The sequence below is a fragment of the Paenibacillus sp. JNUCC 34 genome, from assembly GCF_058269055.1.
In genome coordinates, this window is sequence record NZ_CM177770.1 from 4,783,808 (window position 1) to 4,800,343 (window position 16,536).

Consider the following 16,536-nt stretch of genomic DNA (forward strand, 5'->3'; position numbering starts at 1 on the left):
AAATATGATATGTCTTACTCCGGTATGGAGTACCGCAATGTAAACTACTCTATTGGAATACCCTTCTCTATCCGTTCCTCAACAGACATGTTCTGAATGTCCTCCATGCTGTAGAAAACTTCATCGTCCTCGAGCTGAATGAAATCGGGCACCTGCAACAAATCCGTCTCCTCGGTCGTGAATGAATCTAAGGCAATACTGTATCCAGGGAAGAAATTCGTTATCGGATTGACGGGAGTAGAGGAATTGTCTATTTGGCAAGCACCTGAACATTTTCTTGTCTCAAAATGAAGATGAACGCCAGTGGCATCTCCCGTCTGGCCCATGTAACCGACGGTGTTTCCTTTACTCACCTTTTGATTGAGAGTTACAGAAGGTTCTTGTTTCATGTGAGCGTATCTGGATTGATAATTCGTATTGTTGATTGCATGATGAATGTAGACGACCCAACCATAACTTGTTGACCAACCTGATCTTGACACGGTACCGTCATAGAAGGCGACAATCTTATTGCCGGCTACGCCAGCAGTCTTAGCCCCAATGTCAATTCCATTGTGACTGCTGCTGAAACCTTGTGTAATCCTTGTTGAATCAGGTACGGGCCAGTTGTAATCATTGGCTGCAGAAGCAACTGTGGAGAGAGAGGCAATACATAAAGCAAGTACCGACAACAACGTTACTAATTTCTTCATACTCTATCATCTCCTTTTTATGGTAAATACACCATAAGTTTATCATATATTATAAATTTGTAAATATATAATATAATTGGAATACAGATTTTTTTTGATAGAGTTCAGCAAACGATTATCTATTATCCTTTCACCTACCATCTGTAATTCTTCTCTATCATTTCCCTGCATCTGCGCGCTCAACTAAAGCTCGCACACCATCTTGTAATTCCCGGGCTCCGCCCGGAAACCGATCAGATCACGGTTAATTCGCAGCATGGGGGCATTCATAGAGTCGTTGTGTGTTCTCAAATAGGGGACTCCGAATGCACGGGCCGTTTGCACGCCGAGCATCTTTAAGGCAAGTGCAATACGGCGGCCGCGGTATTCCGGAAGCACGCCGGTGTATTCGTGATACATCGCTTGTGTCTGCTCGTTCTGCAGCAACGTGACAACGCCGATGTAGCGATCGCCATCCTTGGCGATATGGATCCATTCCTGGCGCGCACCGGCTTGCCCGATGCTCCATTTTTTCCATTCTTCAAACCAGGGAAAGTCGCCAGCATAGCCTGGTATATCCGGATGAGTGACCTTATACACCTCATAGAGCTTTCTTTCACTCGCTTCCCCCGGCTCATCCGCCAGCGTAACGAACCGGATTCCGGCTCGTTCTGCCTCGTTGATCGCATCATACAGATTACCGCCATCAAACGATGCCAGGTCCAGAACGGATTCGAACGTGTGGCGTTCCTTTACGTAGCCGCGACGTTCCGCAAAAGCTACCGAACGATCATCTGTCTCTCTCAAAAAGCTGATTAAACGCGAGGCTTTGACCTCTGCAGCCCACTGAAGAAGCGTATCGTGCAAGGCTCTTCCTATCCCGTTCCCACGGCTTTCCGGATGAACGACATTGGTCTGGATTAATGTTCCGGGATCCGTCCATGGAGCCCGCCATGCGATCGCGTAGGCAACAACTTGACCAAACTCGTCTTCCGCCACCCATTGAGGACGGTCCCATCCCATAAGCTCGCCCTTTTCATTGTAATCCAGCTTCCCCGGAGGAATTTGGTCCTCCTCTGCCTTCAAGCGTTCCGCTGTCGTCGGTTCCGACCAGATCCAATTCAACAGCTGCGCAACCGCCGCAAAATCATCCGGCTGCCGCATCCTTCGAATAACAAACTTTGTCATGCTTCTAATCTACCACCTTATTTAGAATAAGATTCCATAGACATTATCCCATATCTCAAAATCCATTTCATGGTAAATAAAACTTTTGATACAAATGAAGGTGTTCAATCCGATGCTGGTTGGTCTTATGATAACGGTAAAACATGCTATATTATCACTGGACGAACTACACCAGAACAATTAGTAAGAACTGGGCTTCATTGTGATAGGCAAACGTGGCGACAAGCTCCCATTCCAATTCATATGCTGGCAAAAAGAGAGGTGGGGCTCTTTCCCATGACCTATAAGAGCAGCTCAATTAAGAGCAAGTGGAAGAAAACGAAATGGCTTCTGGAAGAATCCCATTTACAGCAATATGTGCCGGCAACAGTTACCTTCAGCAAAAGCAACCTGTCGTCCATGCTCTCTTCCTATTCCACTGTTTATTTCAAACCGACAAGCGGCTCCGGCGGGCATAATATTGTCCGAATCAAAAAAAAGGACGGGGGGTATCAGACCCAGTATAATACCGTCAAGACTACTTACACGACGCAAGATAAACTCTATAAAGGATTGAAACGGTTTGCGGGGAAGAAAGATTTTCTGCTGCAAAAAGGAATCCGTCTAGCCAAAAGCAACGGAAAACCATTCGATATTCGTGTCATGGTTCAAAAGACGAACAAAGGCTCTTGGGTAAGCACCGGGTTGTTTACGAAAGTCGGAAAGCCAAACAAGGTCGCTACGAATTACAATCAAGGCGGAACCGTTGAATATTTTAATAAAACGATGGCCCGTTCAGAATTTAACAGCATCTCCATACAACAGATAGAACACAAACTGAAGCAACTCGGTGTTTCTGTGGGGCATAACTTTGATCGGCATTACAAGGGCTTTAAGGAGCTGGGGCTGGACGTCGCTCTGGATCAAAGCGGAAAACCATGGATACTAGAAGTGAATACACGGCCTCAATTTTACCCGCTTAAAGCTTTGAAAGACAAAAGCCTATATCATCGGATTGTTTCTTATGGCAAACAGTATGGGAGAACAAAATAGATTGCATAACGAAGGGGGTGTCCCAAGGTCTGTTGACCTGGGTCCCCCCCGTTGTACTCAACCGATGATCAGGTTCCCGGTGCTGTGCTGGACCGATGCTCCTTCAGCTGGGAGCGACGAACGGTTCACCTTCTCTTCGATGCAAGACGTCAGAAGGAAATAGTTCCCCTTCGCAACACTTCCCTCCGAAGCGGCGTATTGACCTCCCTTGAAATGAGCTCCCACTGCCTTGAAGTTCAGCTTGCCATCGGTCATCTGAAAATGCAGTGTACGGGCGTCATCCGCCAGACTCTGGCAGCTGCCGTAGTGCAGCGTAAAGGTTCCGCCTGCGGCTTCATGCTTAACATATGCGTTCTCGCCGCTTGTCCCTTTGAATACCGCTCCACCGTCTACAGTCAGACACTGGTCCATCCTACCTGTCCTGATATGGTCCCAAGCTCCTGTGAAGACCAAGCTGCAGTTGTCTAATCCTCCGCCGCTGATCATCACTTCCTTGCTTCCGACACGCACAATACCTGTCGATGCTGAAGTCCCTCTAAACCAGGTGTCCCGGATAGTCAGCCTGTTGATACTTCCGATATTGACATCCTCCACCGAAGTAAACTCACAGTTGGAAATCAACAGATCGCTAGACACCGGAGTTACACCTACCGCCTCACTCCGAATCGGTCTGGCAATTTCATACCCCTTCAACATGCCAAAGGAACAACTCTCGATGGCGTTCGGACGCTTGGAACGTACCGAGCTTTGCGATAAAGTAATCATATTCTCAGCCGTACAGCCCCGGATTTGCAGGCCGTCAACGTTAGCCCAGATCGAACCGGAATTACTGAGACCTGGCTTGTTGATAGCGTAGCAGTCCTCCAGCGTAAGATCCGTCAGCTTTTTATGAGCTACGATCCGTGTTGCGATGTGCTTCTTAACTGTGACCCGTTTGGCACTGTCGCCCCAATGTGTGCCGCTGTTGGCGAACGACAGCAGACCGGAGTTGCCGATATACGTCAGATCATGTTCGAACTGGCCGTGTGTTACGAACGGACCATAATCATCTCCGTCGCCGTGGCAGTTCTCGACCAGACAATAAGCGGCGCACGTAAAATCATTCAAGTGACGGGCATTACTCGTATTGCAGTTCCGAACGTTACCGTACAGCACATTCAACTGCTGGGTTAAGTACCCTGTTCCACCCCAGTCCCGTTCCTCCGGATTGATCAGCTCGCAGCTTTCTGTTACATAGTGGGAGCAATAGCGCCGCTGAACGACCGGCCAAAATACTTTGGTCGCCCGAATTCCAGATACGTCACATTCAACAGCAAACTCATAAGCGACCGGGTTGGAGCCGATCTGATCCCATGTTTCGAACGGCCTTTGACTCGTTGATTCTGTCGGAGGAACAGGCACACCGACAAATTCCATGTTGCGCACGCTGCATTGGTAAACAGGATTCATTTTCGTATATGTAATGGTACGTCCTGCTTCAAGGCTCCAGCCGAGCTTGTAATTGATCCGTATATGAGTGCCATCGATGATCTCCGTCACCTTCACCATATAATCCAGCTCACGTTGGGCTTTGCCGCCACTCTGGGGTGACACTTGGGCAATCCACCAATCCTCTACTGTAAAGGCGGAGGAGTTCTGCACCTGCAGTACATCACTACCCTCCGGAATGTCGGCACTTAACGTAACACTGCTTGCCGTACCCGCAGCTTGTCCCTGAAAAAACATCACGGCACCAAACGGATTATCCCGTGTATTCAGCTCGATTCCATCCGTCGACACCCGGTGTCCGCCAAAATCCAGTTCGATCCCGCTGCGGTGAAACACATGCCGTCTTACGAAATTCAAAGGCGTATGCGCCTCAACCCTGTGGATGGAAAGATCGTTCACCATCGCTGCCAGTGCATCATCCGCATTGCTCTGTGCACCGAATATACCGAACCAGCGGAAGTCGGCCACTCCGTTATGAGCGGTTTCCCAGCGGCCTGATCCGACGCCTTTGGCTGCATGAACCGTTCCACCGTTGTTCTCTTTATTACTGTCTGCCGCCCAGCGGACCCATTTCCCCCCACCGTCCCCGGCCTTATGGTAGCCTGCGACATATACAATAGAGTCTGCTTTAAGCCGTTTAGGATTGATCGCTAACAACGCTTTTACATCAGACACAAATTCAACTTTGGTCTGTCCTCCTTGGGACTCTGCGCTCTGAGACTGTGACTGTGACTGTGCCTCGTCGGCAAAAGTCAGCTTGGAACCCAGGACGCTTCCAACAACGACTGCTCCTGCGGCGCCCAACACCTGAAGTGCTTTACGTCTGCTTACAGCTGAACTAGAATTTGAACTGCAGTCTTCATGATTCATGGGTAACCTCCTTCAGTTGAATAGACTCTATGCGTATAGATCCTATGATCAATCTTTATCTTGCGAGTTCGGCGGCTCTGAAATGATTTTGGCAGCTCCCGCATTGTCGTTCCAACGGCACGGCCCAGCTCCGGCAGCTTCTTGGGACCGAATAGCAAAAGACCCAACACGACCAGAAGCACAATACCGGTCACTCCAATAGTCGGCATAATGTTATTTCCCTCCCATTCTTCACATTCTCATTACTAACTTAGTGCTCCTACCGCGCATGAATGGATGCGCTTTCAAATTAACGTTCAGCCTCCTTTGATTCACGGTTAGTTCACGAAGCAATGCTTGCAGATCGATGGAAACACTTGTTCACCATTACTGATGTACGCTGATGTACACTAATTATAAAAACAGCATAATTTTTTTGTCAACATAAAAAAAACACACCACGCGAAACTCCAAAAGCGCGGTGTGGCGTTGCATGACAGCGATTGACCACATCAAATCTTCGATTTACTTGTTATCCGAATAATAACTTTCCAACTTGGCATATAGCTCCTTCTCGTCGATGATGTCTGACCAGAATTCCTTCAGGCTGCTGCTGAATTGCTTCATCGAGTGAATGGATAAGCCAAGCTGATTGTGATACATAAAGCTCGGGAACAGTTCCCGATACATAAAATAACGCGATGGGCGGTTAATGTCCACGGTAGCCGCTTCTTCTGCAATCATCTTCCTGGACGGGATACTGATCGTCTTCTCCCTGATGATAGCCTGCGCTGCAGCTGACGCCAGAAATTCCGCAAATGTCCGGGCTGCCTCCTTCTCTTTCGATCTGCGGTTTATCGCAACCCCAATCGATACAAGTAGCGTTTTTTGCTCACCACCACAGTTCATCAAAGGTACAGGTGAAATATCGTACGACAGACTCTGTTCCTTAAATGCGTTCAGACTGAAGTAAGTCGTCAAAATGATGGATACCCGCTCCTGCATAAACAGCGAGATGGAGTCATCTTCGCTACTTCCTGAGAAGTATTTAGGAAAAATCGTATGATCATTCACAATATCACTGAGCTTCCTTAGACTGTAAGCCAGCCCCGGAGCATCATTCCTCTTACGCCCCGTATTTCCGTTTAGCTCATCCAAGCTATTAACAGATACACCTTCCGCACTTTCCATCAGACCACTGTGCAGCAGAAATACTGGATACCTGTTCAAGGCAGCAGGAACAAAATAAATAGAGTGCCTTCCGCTATACTTCGTAAGCTTACGGGCCGTATCCAGCAGATCTTCCCAGGTCCACGAGCTGTCAGGTTCCTGCAGCTTCGCTTCTTGAAAATGCTCCTTGTTGTAACATAAGACGACCGGCGAGAATGACACGGCCCTTGCATACAACTGTCCTTCATGCCGAAACGCCTCGCTGGCGATCCGGTATATTCCATCGTCCGGCTCAAGCGGCTCCAGCAGCGGCAATCCGGTTCCGGTCTCACACATTTCTTGAAACTGCCAGTTATTAAACGACACGACATCCAGCAGCCCGCTTGAGAGCATTTCGCCGGCAGAAGTCACATGTTCGAAAAAATCAAGCGGGATAGCCCGGACATGAATAGCCGGATGCAGTCGGTGGAATTCCTCCAGCAGTTGATCCATCACGATATCTTCTGACAAGGAAGGATTGCAGCCGAAGTTTACGATTACCGGCTTCTGCTCCTTCGAGACCATGCTCCCAACCCGGTCGATTTTCACGATGAGTTCTTCTTCCACTAGAAGTTCCAGCCCTTTGCGGACTGTTTTATTGCTTATCTTAAACTGCTTGGCCAACGCGCTTTCCGAAGGCAGAAACGCCCCCGGCTTTTTTATACCATTTATTATCTCTGAACGGAGTGAATGGACCATTCGATCCAGCTTCTCCTGAAAAGACAGCTTGTCTGATTCCTCATTCATGTACAAAACTCCCAATAATATGAATAAAGTTACATCACAAATTATATTCTGGTGGAAGGAGATAGGATTGTCAAATACTTAGCAGCCTCTCTTCTATTTAGCTGATCTGGCACATTTTTTAATCGCCATACCGTACCTTTTTGTGCTAATGTCTATTAAGCGTGCATTTTATTTTGACAGAAAGGAAAGGTTCAGAACATTCATGAGTGAATTAGGACAAGAACTAAATACAAGAAACAAGACGGAAACCGTTATACGCACTAAACCAAGTACAAGCCGACTATGGATGATCCTGATCCTGGGCGCGCTGTCCGCTTTTGGACCCCTTTCGCTGGACATGTATTTGCCTTCCTTGCCGGAATTGGCCAGATCCATGCATACGACAACGTCGCTTACGCAGCTCAGCCTGACCTCTTGCCTCATTGGCCTCGCTGTGGGACAGCTTCTGGCAGGTCCACTTAGTGATGTACGGGGAAGACGCATTCCGCTGATCATCGGAATGGTTGTCTATGGGGTTGCATCTCTACTGTGTGCTTTTAGCACATCCATTGAAATGTTAATTGCCCTTCGCTTTATTCAAGGCATTGCCGGTTCGGCGGGCATTGTTATATCAAGAGCTATTGTACGGGATATGTATTCCGGATCCGAGCTCACCAAATTTTTCTCTATGCTTATGCTGGTGAATGGAGCAGCGCCCATTCTTTCTCCAATTATCGGAGGACAGCTGCTTAAATTCACCTCTTGGCGCGGTGTGTTCATCGTATTGACCTTTATTGGGGTGGCTATGCTTCTTGCGGTACTCTTTGGATTGCCGGAGACATTAAGCAGAGAAAAACGCTCCAAGGGCGGGATTTCCAACACGTTATCCACATTTGGAACTCTATTTCGTGATCCAGGATTTGTAGGACTGGCTCTATGCCAAGGCTTTGTTTCTGCAGCGATGTTTGCTTATATTTCAGGCTCTCCTTTCGTACTTCAGGACATTTTTGGGGTGTCCCCTCAGTCCTTCGGACTTATATTTGCCGCCAATGGGATCGGCATTATCATAGCCGGTCAAATCACAGGCCGCCTTGCAGGCCGGGTCAGTGAACGAACATTGTTCCGCTCAGGCATCACGTTGGCAACGATCGGCGGCTTTGTTCTGCTGTTGACCATTGTGAGCGGAGCAGGGCTTGCCTTTATACTGCCGCCACTCTTTATCGTCGTTTCCTGTGTCGGTATTGTCGGTACAGCCGGCGCATCATTGGCACTGCAAAATTACGGGCATGCGGCAGGGAGCGCCTCTGCACTGCTAGGATTGCTATCTTATATTTTGGGCGCTTTGGTCATGCCACTTGTAGGAATTATGGGCAATGGGACAGCGGTTCCGATGGGTATCGTCATAGCTGGTGCTGATGTAGGAGCTGTGCTGTGCTATTTACTGCTGGTGCGGAGACCCGAGAGGAAGGCAGCTGCATCATCCGTTGGATGAGTATAGAACGTACTAATAAAGAATGGATAGAGCATCAGCTCAGAACTGATAGCTTTATCCATTCTTTTTTTAATTTAAAAGGCTTAGACAAAGCTTTAGACTGAACCCAGAAATTGAAACAGCGGCTTTAGACAATCGTTAGAATCCTCGGGCAACCTCGCGCGCTTGTTGAATCGCCTTTTCTTTTATCGCAGGCTCTTGCTCGGGTTTCGCGGCCATTCCCTCAACAGATATCATCTCAAAGGTAGGAACTCCAACGAATTCCATAATGACCTTCAAGTGGCGGTGACCCATTTCTAAGTCTGCATCATCTGAGCCTGGTGACAAGAAACTTCCGCTAGCTTGAATATGAACGGCTTTTTTATCACTCAGCAAGCCCACTCGGCCGATATCCGGTAAATATTTAAAAGTCTTATCCACTATGCAAATGCAGTCAATGTATGACTTCATAACGGGTGGATACGAATAATTCCAAATCGGAGTAACAAATACATATTTATCTGCGGCAACAAATTGATCAACCAACTCATTAATACGGCTTAGTTTCATTATCTCCGCTTCAGTCAATTGTTCAAATGCAATACCAGCTTTCAGTTTGCCCCAACCGCTAAAAACATCTATATCAAGTTGTGGTATATCCATTTTATACAGATCAAGATGGATAACTTCATCATTCGGATTTGCAGATCGATAAGTCTGTACAAACTCTTTACCTACTAACATGCTGTATGATTTTTCATGATCGTGTGGATTTGCCGTAATATATAATACTGTTGCCATAATCGTAATACCCACTTTCACTTTTCTGAAAAGCGATAATATTGGAGGGGGATAAACTCTACCTCTAATCCCCTTCCATTACTGACCGCAATATTCGTTACAATTATTTGCTCGCAGAAACTGTTACAATCTGTCTGGTAGAAACGTTAAGTCGATTCCAGAGGTTGGCCGTGGCGATCCCGGCGATCAGGGTCGCTAGTGCCAGCACATCGAAGTGTCGGGCTGCCTCGTTAAAGATTTCATCCGGCACTGGGTCTACTCGGTCATTGAGTCGGGTAACAGCTTCACTGAGCGCAAGAGCAGCACGCTCGGTATCATTGAAGTATTGCGTTTCACGCCATGCCGATACGGCCAGTAGACGCTCTGTAGATTCACCTGCCGCCAAGGCATTACGCGAATGAAGTTCGACGCATACACTATCCCCATTGATTTGGCTTGCCCGAAGATACGCAAGAAAGAGCGTACGGCTCGGAATACCTGTTTTCTCTGCGGATGTAAATAAGGCTTTGCCCAGGGCTTGTAAGGCTTGAGTCGCATCGGGTACGATCATAGCAGGACTATCCATTCTTGATTGCATGTTAAGCACTCCTTTAATTTTGATTAGAACCGATTTTGGCTCCTTACTATGCTGACGGATCGCCCACGGGATTTGTGACAAAATTCTCTTGAGAAGCGAAAAACCAACAAATGACCGGCTTTTTGTCACATTGTTTAGATTTCATCCGTCAGTATTTATAGAGGCTTTTTTATTTTTGTGCGAGGGAGTTTGAATGATGAGTGAACAGGTTTGGTTGGCAAATATATTCGAAGCACACCGGAAGCACCTTCAGGCAGTAGCTTATCGAATGCTTGGATCATTGAACGAAGCGGAGGACGCGGTACAGGAGTCTTGGTTACGTCTTAGTCGTGCGGATGCAAGAGGCATTGAGAATATGGGAGGATGGTTGACCACCGTTGTTTCACGGGTTTGTCTCGACATGTTACGATCGCGAAAATCTAGGCGTGAAGAATCGATAGAAGCTCAATTGCCCGATGCTTTCACAAGCCAAGAGAATATAATTGACCCCGAACAAGAAGCCATATTGGCTGATTCTGTCGGTATTGCACTGCTAGTCGTGCTCGGTAATTTGAATCCTGCGGAACGCATCACGTTCGTGCTACACGATGTTTTCGCCATGCCCTTCAATGAAATTGCTCCTATTGTAGGTAAGTCGGAGGTCGCTACAAGACAACTTGCGAGTAGGGCACGCCACCGGGTTCGCGGGGCGAAACCAATGCAGGAAGTCGACCTAGCTCTCCAACGCGACGTCGTTCAAGCTTTTCTTGCTGCAACGCATGCAGGCGATTTCGATACTCTAGTAGCTGCACTCGATCCGCACGTTATTCTTCGTGACGATCGTCAAACAGGATCTTCAAGAGTAACGCGAGGAGCGGCTGCTCTAGCGAAACAAGTTTCGGGACGTGCACAGAAAGCAGCACAGCTAGCCCACGTTAACGGAACAGTAGGAATCATTGTGGCTCCTCAAGGAAGATTGCTATATGTACTTAAATTTACTATAAGTCACGGAAAGATTACCGAAGTCGACTTGATCTCCGATCCTGAGCGCATAAGTCAGCTTGATCTGACGGTATTGAACGATTGAACACAGTTGTGCCACAGTATACAAATAATGCCTAGCATTACATTATCCAGCCAGTTAGCTTAATGCCCCCAGTTAATCTGTTTTAACACAAAGTCACGAGAAAAGGGAGAATTACGATAATTCTCCCTGGATGACTCGTTTGACCATATGATCGTCAATGATCAAACATGATGTGTTAAGTAATGTTGTATGTTATACAACACTGGAGAAACAGAATACCTGAATCTATTGATATTGTTGTAGATTCTACAACAATCCCTCCTGGAAAGTGGTAAATAAAAGATTCCCTATCCCAATTATTGTATTTTATGCAACAATACGTGCTTCACCGCTAGATACCAAAATAAAGTTGCACTTTATACAACACTCACTGAATCCTGTTAGGCGATATAAGTACACATTCCACTTGTAAGGAGTTATTTCATGTACTGATGTACCTTAAATCATATGGACTGTTACAATTGCCAAACACTATGCTGTAAAATGATTAATTCTCCGCTCAATCTTCTACGATATTCCACTCGAACCATCTTCCATGGCCCTCCGTTGCTCCAATCGTGTGATTATACGTTTTTCCATTGAGTACATAATCCAAATGAAGATCGCCATCATTCATATTATTGTAGAGGTGGGCAATGTCTCTTCTGTTGCCAATCTCTTGTATCGTCTCCGTCAACCTTTTCTTAGCTTCCTTGGGAATCTGGTTGGCTACATGAGTATGGAAAACACAGATCAACGAGTCTGTAGATATTTGGTCACTTAATTGTGTGAGCAGAGCGACTCCATCCCCTTCAATCAGCTGTATAGGTGTTTCTTGTACACATTGAGATGCTCTCGTGAATAATTCACGTCTTTCATGATGCTCCGGCCATATTAACGCCTGCAACCACTGCTTGTCTTCTGGATTGGATACGTCATTAACGTGCAAATCTACTCCAATTCTGGCTGACACTGGCGGAGCTGTATCCGTCAGCAGCGGGGTTGAACCGCCCTTGATCTCGGAAGTAATATGAACTGCAGCACGCGGATTTCCGTAGGTTATTCCCGTACCATAGGAGTAACTGAATTGGTCCCATAGCAGCTGTAAGCCTGAGCTCGTTCCGATCTCGATCAAGGCCAGCGGCTTTTTCACCTTGTCGTAGATATAACAAAATGATGGATATAAATAAGCGCAGCGCCGTACCTCATTGGTCTGTACCAGCTTGTGTTCCAGGATCGGGATAATCTCTTCTCTGTGGGCAAGGCAGAAGTCTTTAAAATGAGTAAATACACCCTCGGTTTCCGGTTGGTTCACGAGACTGGGGTAGAAATTTTTGAGGTTGTGCTCTTTTCCGTTCAACAACAGGAAGTGGACCGCACCAAAAAACAGGTTCGGCATCGGCTGCCCTTTTTGTGCATAGGAGCTTAGTTCCAGCAGCTCTGCATCTTCGGCGATGTGGAGGGATAAATGCTCGTACAGCGGACTAGATTGGCATTCTGCTGCGAATTGAATAAACCGTTTAGATAATTGATTTTTATCCATGATAATTCGTATCCTCCTTGGATGTAAGATTGTGAGAGCTTGGTGTCCCTTGATGAAAGAACATTTGCCATACGTCATTCACACGCTTCCAGATGGAACTTCGCAGCGTATGTACCATTCTTGTTTCATCGAATAAACGATATGTAGTTAACACCACATCCTCCGACAAAGGATGGATTTCAAAATCATGAAGCGTCATGTTTCGAACACCTATTCCACCTTCTCCGATACAATCCTGTTTATAAAATATGTTCCCTGAACTTCCGAACTCAAAAAAATCATCTGCCAGCCGTTTTGAAAGCTCTTCTGGAGAGGTACGAACATCCGGTTTCAGCAATTCTTCCTCCAGTTGAAGCAAATTCTCTTTTAAAGAGATATTGTCCACTTCCCAGCATCCTCTCCACATATTATGGGCTTGAGCCTGTCCTATGTCCGATTTTTCACCTCGATTTTCTACCTTACTAATCTCAATATGCGTGACTTCTTCTCCATCAGTGAATCCATTCCCTGCTTACTCCTTACTCAATATAAGAAAAACATCTATCGATGCACCTCAAAGAAGACAGACCGCTCTCAGCGGAAGTTTTTCTTGCGAGATAAGGATGCATGCACTTTACTCAACTGTTTTTACTTTCTTATCTCTTAGGAAAAAAAAGATGACTCCTGATCATATCAGAAGCCATCTCTTACACTCACTACTTGAGAATCTCTTCAATCCGGCCCACGATTTCTTCACTCAGCTCTACACCGGACGCTTTCGCATTCTCCGTCACCTGTTCCGGACGGCTGGCGCCTACAAGCGCGCTGGCGACATTGGAATTACGCAAAATCCAGGCAAGGGCCAGATTGCCAACGGATAAATCAAGTTCACCTGCAATCTTCTCTAGCTCATACACTTTGGCAATCTTCTCTTCTGTAATGCCTTTACGCACCCATTCCAGCTTCGCAGCACGGCTGTCTTCCGGAATATCGGAAGCCGATGTGTACTTCCCTGTCAGTAAGCCTTGGGCAAGCGGTGAGAACACAACCTGACCGACCCCGGAGCGCTCGCTGAGCGGCATCACTTCTTTTTCAATATAACGCTCAAACATGTTGTAATGCGGCTGATTCACGACAATACGGTCCAGTAGATAACGGTCGGCCACACTCATCGCTTCAGCGATCTGGGAGGCCTGCCACTCACTGACACCCACATAGAGCACCTTGCCCTGACGAACAAGATCATCCAGTGCACGCAGCGTTTCATCGAGTGGTGTTTCCGGATCATGACGGTGGCAATAGAAAATGTCGACATAATCGTGACCCAGACGTTTTAAGCTGGCGTGAGCCTGTTCCATAATGTGCTTGCGCGACAGTCCACGGTCATTCGGACCATCTCCCATCGGCCAAAATACTTTCGTTGCCAGCACATACGATTCGCGCGGATACGCTTTCAACGTTTCACCGACCAGCACTTCAGCCGCACCTTTCTCATACACATTCGCTGTATCAAAAAAATTAATGCCGAGATCATAAGCGGTCTCAATCGCATGGACAGCATTCTCCCGCTCTACATAACCGCCGTAAGTAAGCCAGCTTCCCAAGCTAATCTCACTTACCTTCAGGCCACTGCGGCCAAGTCTCCGATATTTCATGTCACATTCCTCCTAAAAGTAATGGTCTTGATTTCTGTATCTGTTATGAACATTTACCACTGTTCGATTAAAATGTTACGATTCCCGTTCCCACTTCATCACGTACTCCGATTCCGACGTTTCTGGATCTACCGATTCTTCAACAATATAAAAGCCATTTCTCTTATAAAATTGGGTGGCACTTTCGTTCTTCTGATATACGTTCAAATGGAGTGAGTCACGTTCTTTCTTGATATGATTCAGTAGCCTTCCTCCGTATCCCCGGTTCTGCGCATTAACGTCAATAAATAAGGCGGCTATGTACTGTTCTACTAGTGAAACAAATCCAATGATGGTGTCGTTATCTTCATCTTCATGCTCCAACACGAATGTTGTTGAGGAAGGAAGATACAGGCTTGCCATCGCTTCTTTTTGCGCTTCCCAGTATCCAGAGTCAATAAAGGGATGCGATCTTAATGAGCCCTCTAGCCAAATATCAACAGCCCTCTCCGTATCGGAATTCTGAAATAATCGTATATTCATATGTTTGTACCCGGCAGCGTTGATCTGCCTTTTCCTCTCGACTGATTGTTAGGTATTAGACCTACCATTAACCCCAAACTCCTAATATGATGACTCCTATAGTAATTAAGATAGATGTAAGTATACGCCTTGTACCTTGTTGTTCCTTCAAAATAAATATTCCCATGATCGTCCCGAAAACGGTTCCGATCTCCCTTATTGGCGCAAGCTGTGATACTGGAGCCAGAGATAAAGAAAACAAAAACAATAAGTACCCTGCAGGTGCGATTAACCCGCCCAGTAAGATGATCTTCCAGTTCGTACTTAGTTCCTTTCTCATTCCTTTGGAATGGAAAGCCGCCCAAGACAGAGCCAACAGACTACTTACATTCGCCGCTTCATTTAACACGACTGCCGGAACGTAGTTTAGAGCTATTTTATCTACGACGATGTAGCTCGCTATACAAATCCCCACAGCCAATGCCATCAGCGGTGCCTTTAATGAAGATTCATGACGACTGATTTTTATGTTACTTAACAGCGCAATGCCTACGACAATCGTTATAACACCTATCCATCCTGCTGTGGATAATTGTTCGTTAAGTAAAGTTACTCCAAGTAATGGCACTAATAATGGGCTGGTTCCCCTCATAATTGGATATACCTGTGAAAGGTCACCTACCGAATAAGTAGCTGCGAGTAAAATCATATACAGTCCGTGCAGGAGTATCGATGCAAGTACAATCCACCCTCCTGTACTACTGAACTGGATGGCATCCCATTCCATCATCGTCTTACGGCAGAAAGATGAGGATAGCTACCAGTTGGCAAAACCAGAGGAACACGTTTTTGTTTATACTTTTTTTCGTAAACATGTTCCAGACGGAATGCAGAAACCCCGAACCAAGTACGAGCAATATAGCTACACTAAACATGGTATCAGCATCAAACCTTTCCATTTCAACGAACGCAGGCATGATTATATACTAACGCAAAAAGACACGAAACAACCATCCCGTGCCTTTCATCAAATCCGCTAAGTTAACTCAAACGCTCAACTCAGCTTCATATTTATGCTCATTATTTATTGGCATGTTCCTTGGTCGCTGTGTCCAGCATGGATTTCCAGTCTGCAAAATCCGTTTCCCTTGCAACATGACGGTCGAACAGTTCATCAGGGATGTTATTGATATCTTCCTGTGTCTGCACTTGAAAGTTGCCTTTCTCTACAAACGCTCCAAAGCTATTAAAGCTGGAATGCTTGCTCATAAACGTCTCATTAAAAAGATCGTCCAGCGATACATGATTCGGATCGTCCTGAATCGTTCTTTGTCCCTGTAAATCCAACAGCAGTTCGTCAAAAGACATCGGTTTGTGTTTCCTCAAATTACCACTCCTAAATCTATTTTATCGATTCCAGCCTACCCCTTACATTGCCTCTTCGTCAAGTTATTTGAGCATATGGAATCAGCCTATCCTTAAGTTTATACATATCAGACTGCCTATATGTCCAATCTGTCCAATTTGTCTCCATCCATCTTGGAGCTTTCTGCACTGTCCTGATTTTTAGTATTTTTGCTCTTATACGGTTTGGGGGCGCTCTTGGATCTGTTGGCACTGGCCTGCCACCGGTTCCAGCCCTTTTTGCCTGTTCCCCTGCCTGTTCCGCCCTTACCCTTAGCTTTACTCACATAATCACTCCGTTATATTGTAACTTTATTGTTAATTACTATTAACGGGTATACCCACATAAATACGCAATTATCATTTTTTCCAGTATACCAGCTAAATCTGTAATTGT

17 protein-coding genes are annotated in these 16,536 nt (G+C 46.3%); 3 read left to right on the plus strand and 14 right to left on the minus strand.

The genetic code is table 11. The features are described 5' to 3' along the window. Positions 1-44: 44 nt before the first annotated feature. Positions 45-692, minus strand: a complete 648-nt coding sequence (locus tag AC2TF5_RS22365; protein ID WP_491299321.1) for a M23 family metallopeptidase — start codon at positions 690-692, stop codon at positions 45-47. Between the two features lie 183 nt (positions 693-875). Continuing rightward, positions 876-1,859: a GNAT family N-acetyltransferase gene (locus AC2TF5_RS22370; protein ID WP_491299322.1), complete on the minus strand. Its 984-nt coding sequence runs from the start codon at positions 1,857-1,859 to the stop codon at positions 876-878. 276 nt (positions 1,860-2,135) lie between these two features. On the opposite strand from AC2TF5_RS22370, the gene AC2TF5_RS22375 reads away from it, so the two are divergent. Beyond that, positions 2,136-2,891, plus strand: coding sequence for a YheC/YheD family protein (locus tag AC2TF5_RS22375; RefSeq protein WP_491299323.1), 756 nt, complete (start codon positions 2,136-2,138; stop codon positions 2,889-2,891). Between the two features lie 57 nt (positions 2,892-2,948). On the opposite strand, the gene AC2TF5_RS22380 is transcribed toward AC2TF5_RS22375, so the two are convergent. The 3 genes from AC2TF5_RS22380 to AC2TF5_RS22390 all read right to left on the minus strand — a co-directional run bounded on the left by AC2TF5_RS22380 (position 2,949) and on the right by AC2TF5_RS22390 (position 7,184). Then, positions 2,949-5,249, minus strand: coding sequence for a putative phage tail protein (locus AC2TF5_RS22380; RefSeq protein WP_491299324.1), 2,301 nt, complete (start codon positions 5,247-5,249; stop codon positions 2,949-2,951). Next, the gene (locus AC2TF5_RS22385) at positions 5,246-5,458 is read right to left on the minus strand and encodes a twin-arginine translocase TatA/TatE family subunit (RefSeq protein ID WP_491299325.1); all 213 of its coding nucleotides are present in this window, start codon (positions 5,456-5,458) and stop codon (positions 5,246-5,248) included. The genes AC2TF5_RS22380 and AC2TF5_RS22385 overlap by 4 nt, the downstream gene beginning before the upstream one ends. 295 nt (positions 5,459-5,753) lie before the next feature. Then, the gene (locus AC2TF5_RS22390) at positions 5,754-7,184 is read right to left on the minus strand and encodes an extracellular solute-binding protein (protein ID WP_491299326.1); all 1,431 of its coding nucleotides are present in this window, start codon (positions 7,182-7,184) and stop codon (positions 5,754-5,756) included. Between the two features lie 202 nt (positions 7,185-7,386). On the opposite strand from AC2TF5_RS22390, the gene AC2TF5_RS22395 reads away from it, so the two are divergent. After that, positions 7,387-8,655, plus strand: coding sequence for a Bcr/CflA family multidrug efflux MFS transporter (locus AC2TF5_RS22395; RefSeq protein WP_491299327.1), 1,269 nt, complete (start codon positions 7,387-7,389; stop codon positions 8,653-8,655). A gap of 138 nt (positions 8,656-8,793) precedes the next feature. Here AC2TF5_RS22395 and AC2TF5_RS22400 read toward each other — a convergent pair whose 3' ends face one another. Both AC2TF5_RS22400 and AC2TF5_RS22405 read right to left on the minus strand, forming a co-directional pair. Continuing rightward, positions 8,794-9,435, minus strand: coding sequence for an FMN-dependent NADH-azoreductase (locus tag AC2TF5_RS22400; RefSeq protein ID WP_491299328.1), 642 nt, complete (start codon positions 9,433-9,435; stop codon positions 8,794-8,796). Positions 9,436-9,538: 103 nt separating this feature from the next. Then, positions 9,539-10,012, minus strand: coding sequence for a carboxymuconolactone decarboxylase family protein (locus tag AC2TF5_RS22405; protein WP_491299329.1), 474 nt, complete (start codon positions 10,010-10,012; stop codon positions 9,539-9,541). Positions 10,013-10,208: 196 nt separating this feature from the next. On the opposite strand from AC2TF5_RS22405, the gene AC2TF5_RS22410 reads away from it, so the two are divergent. After that, positions 10,209-11,078 carry a sigma-70 family RNA polymerase sigma factor gene (locus AC2TF5_RS22410; protein ID WP_491302969.1) on the plus strand — a complete coding sequence of 290 codons (870 nt, stop codon included), beginning with the start codon at positions 10,209-10,211 and terminating at the stop codon, positions 11,076-11,078. 499 nt (positions 11,079-11,577) lie between these two features. Here the strand turns inward: AC2TF5_RS22410 and AC2TF5_RS22415 are convergent, their stop codons facing one another. The 7 genes from AC2TF5_RS22415 to AC2TF5_RS22445 form a co-directional block, all read right to left on the minus strand. Continuing rightward, a complete protein-coding gene (locus AC2TF5_RS22415; RefSeq protein WP_491302970.1) occupies positions 11,578-12,603 on the minus strand; it encodes a DUF2332 domain-containing protein in 1,026 nt (341 codons plus the stop codon). Beyond that, positions 12,593-12,985, minus strand: coding sequence for a nuclear transport factor 2 family protein (locus AC2TF5_RS22420; protein ID WP_491299330.1), 393 nt, complete (start codon positions 12,983-12,985; stop codon positions 12,593-12,595). Before AC2TF5_RS22420 ends, AC2TF5_RS22415 begins: the two co-directional genes overlap by 11 nt. A gap of 310 nt (positions 12,986-13,295) precedes the next feature. Further along, positions 13,296-14,234 (minus strand): aldo/keto reductase family protein, encoded by a 939-nt coding sequence (locus AC2TF5_RS22425; RefSeq protein WP_491299331.1) that lies wholly within the window; start codon positions 14,232-14,234, stop codon positions 13,296-13,298. 75 nt (positions 14,235-14,309) lie between these two features. Next, positions 14,310-14,756: an N-acetyltransferase gene (locus AC2TF5_RS22430; protein ID WP_491299332.1), complete on the minus strand. Its 447-nt coding sequence runs from the start codon at positions 14,754-14,756 to the stop codon at positions 14,310-14,312. A gap of 67 nt (positions 14,757-14,823) precedes the next feature. Further along, positions 14,824-15,525 carry a DMT family transporter gene (locus AC2TF5_RS22435; RefSeq protein WP_491299333.1) on the minus strand — a complete coding sequence of 234 codons (702 nt, stop codon included), beginning with the start codon at positions 15,523-15,525 and terminating at the stop codon, positions 14,824-14,826. Positions 15,526-15,815: 290 nt separating this feature from the next. Then, positions 15,816-16,103, minus strand: coding sequence for a hypothetical protein (locus AC2TF5_RS22440; protein WP_491302971.1), 288 nt, complete (start codon positions 16,101-16,103; stop codon positions 15,816-15,818). 134 nt (positions 16,104-16,237) lie between these two features. Next, the gene (locus AC2TF5_RS22445) at positions 16,238-16,426 is read right to left on the minus strand and encodes a DUF3934 family protein (protein WP_491299334.1); all 189 of its coding nucleotides are present in this window, start codon (positions 16,424-16,426) and stop codon (positions 16,238-16,240) included. Between the last annotated feature and the right edge of the window lie 110 nt (positions 16,427-16,536).

Excerpts from the sequence above, each read along its gene's own strand:
- AC2TF5_RS22395 (WP_491299327.1), top strand. The coding sequence starts at position 7,387 with ATGAGTGAATTAGGACAAGAACTAAATACAAGAAACAAGACGGAAACC.
- AC2TF5_RS22400 (WP_491299328.1), bottom strand. The coding sequence starts at position 9,435 with ATGGCAACAGTATTATATATTACGGCAAATCCACACGATCATGAAAAA.
- AC2TF5_RS22405 (WP_491299329.1), bottom strand. The coding sequence starts at position 10,012 with ATGCAATCAAGAATGGATAGTCCTGCTATGATCGTACCCGATGCGACT.
- AC2TF5_RS22435 (WP_491299333.1), bottom strand. The coding sequence starts at position 15,525 with ATGATGGAATGGGATGCCATCCAGTTCAGTAGTACAGGAGGGTGGATT.
- AC2TF5_RS22380 (WP_491299324.1), bottom strand. The coding sequence starts at position 5,249 with ATGAATCATGAAGACTGCAGTTCAAATTCTAGTTCAGCTGTAAGCAGA.
- AC2TF5_RS22390 (WP_491299326.1), bottom strand. The coding sequence starts at position 7,184 with ATGAATGAGGAATCAGACAAGCTGTCTTTTCAGGAGAAGCTGGATCGA.
- AC2TF5_RS22370 (WP_491299322.1), bottom strand. The coding sequence starts at position 1,859 with ATGACAAAGTTTGTTATTCGAAGGATGCGGCAGCCGGATGATTTTGCG.
- AC2TF5_RS22440 (WP_491302971.1), bottom strand. The coding sequence starts at position 16,103 with ATGTCTTTTGACGAACTGCTGTTGGATTTACAGGGACAAAGAACGATT.
- AC2TF5_RS22365 (WP_491299321.1), bottom strand. The coding sequence starts at position 692 with ATGAAGAAATTAGTAACGTTGTTGTCGGTACTTGCTTTATGTATTGCC.
- AC2TF5_RS22375 (WP_491299323.1), top strand. The coding sequence starts at position 2,136 with ATGACCTATAAGAGCAGCTCAATTAAGAGCAAGTGGAAGAAAACGAAA.
- AC2TF5_RS22410 (WP_491302969.1), top strand. The coding sequence starts at position 10,209 with ATGAGTGAACAGGTTTGGTTGGCAAATATATTCGAAGCACACCGGAAG.
- AC2TF5_RS22430 (WP_491299332.1), bottom strand. The coding sequence starts at position 14,756 with ATGAATATACGATTATTTCAGAATTCCGATACGGAGAGGGCTGTTGAT.
- AC2TF5_RS22425 (WP_491299331.1), bottom strand. The coding sequence starts at position 14,234 with ATGAAATATCGGAGACTTGGCCGCAGTGGCCTGAAGGTAAGTGAGATT.
- AC2TF5_RS22385 (WP_491299325.1), bottom strand. The coding sequence starts at position 5,458 with ATGCCGACTATTGGAGTGACCGGTATTGTGCTTCTGGTCGTGTTGGGT.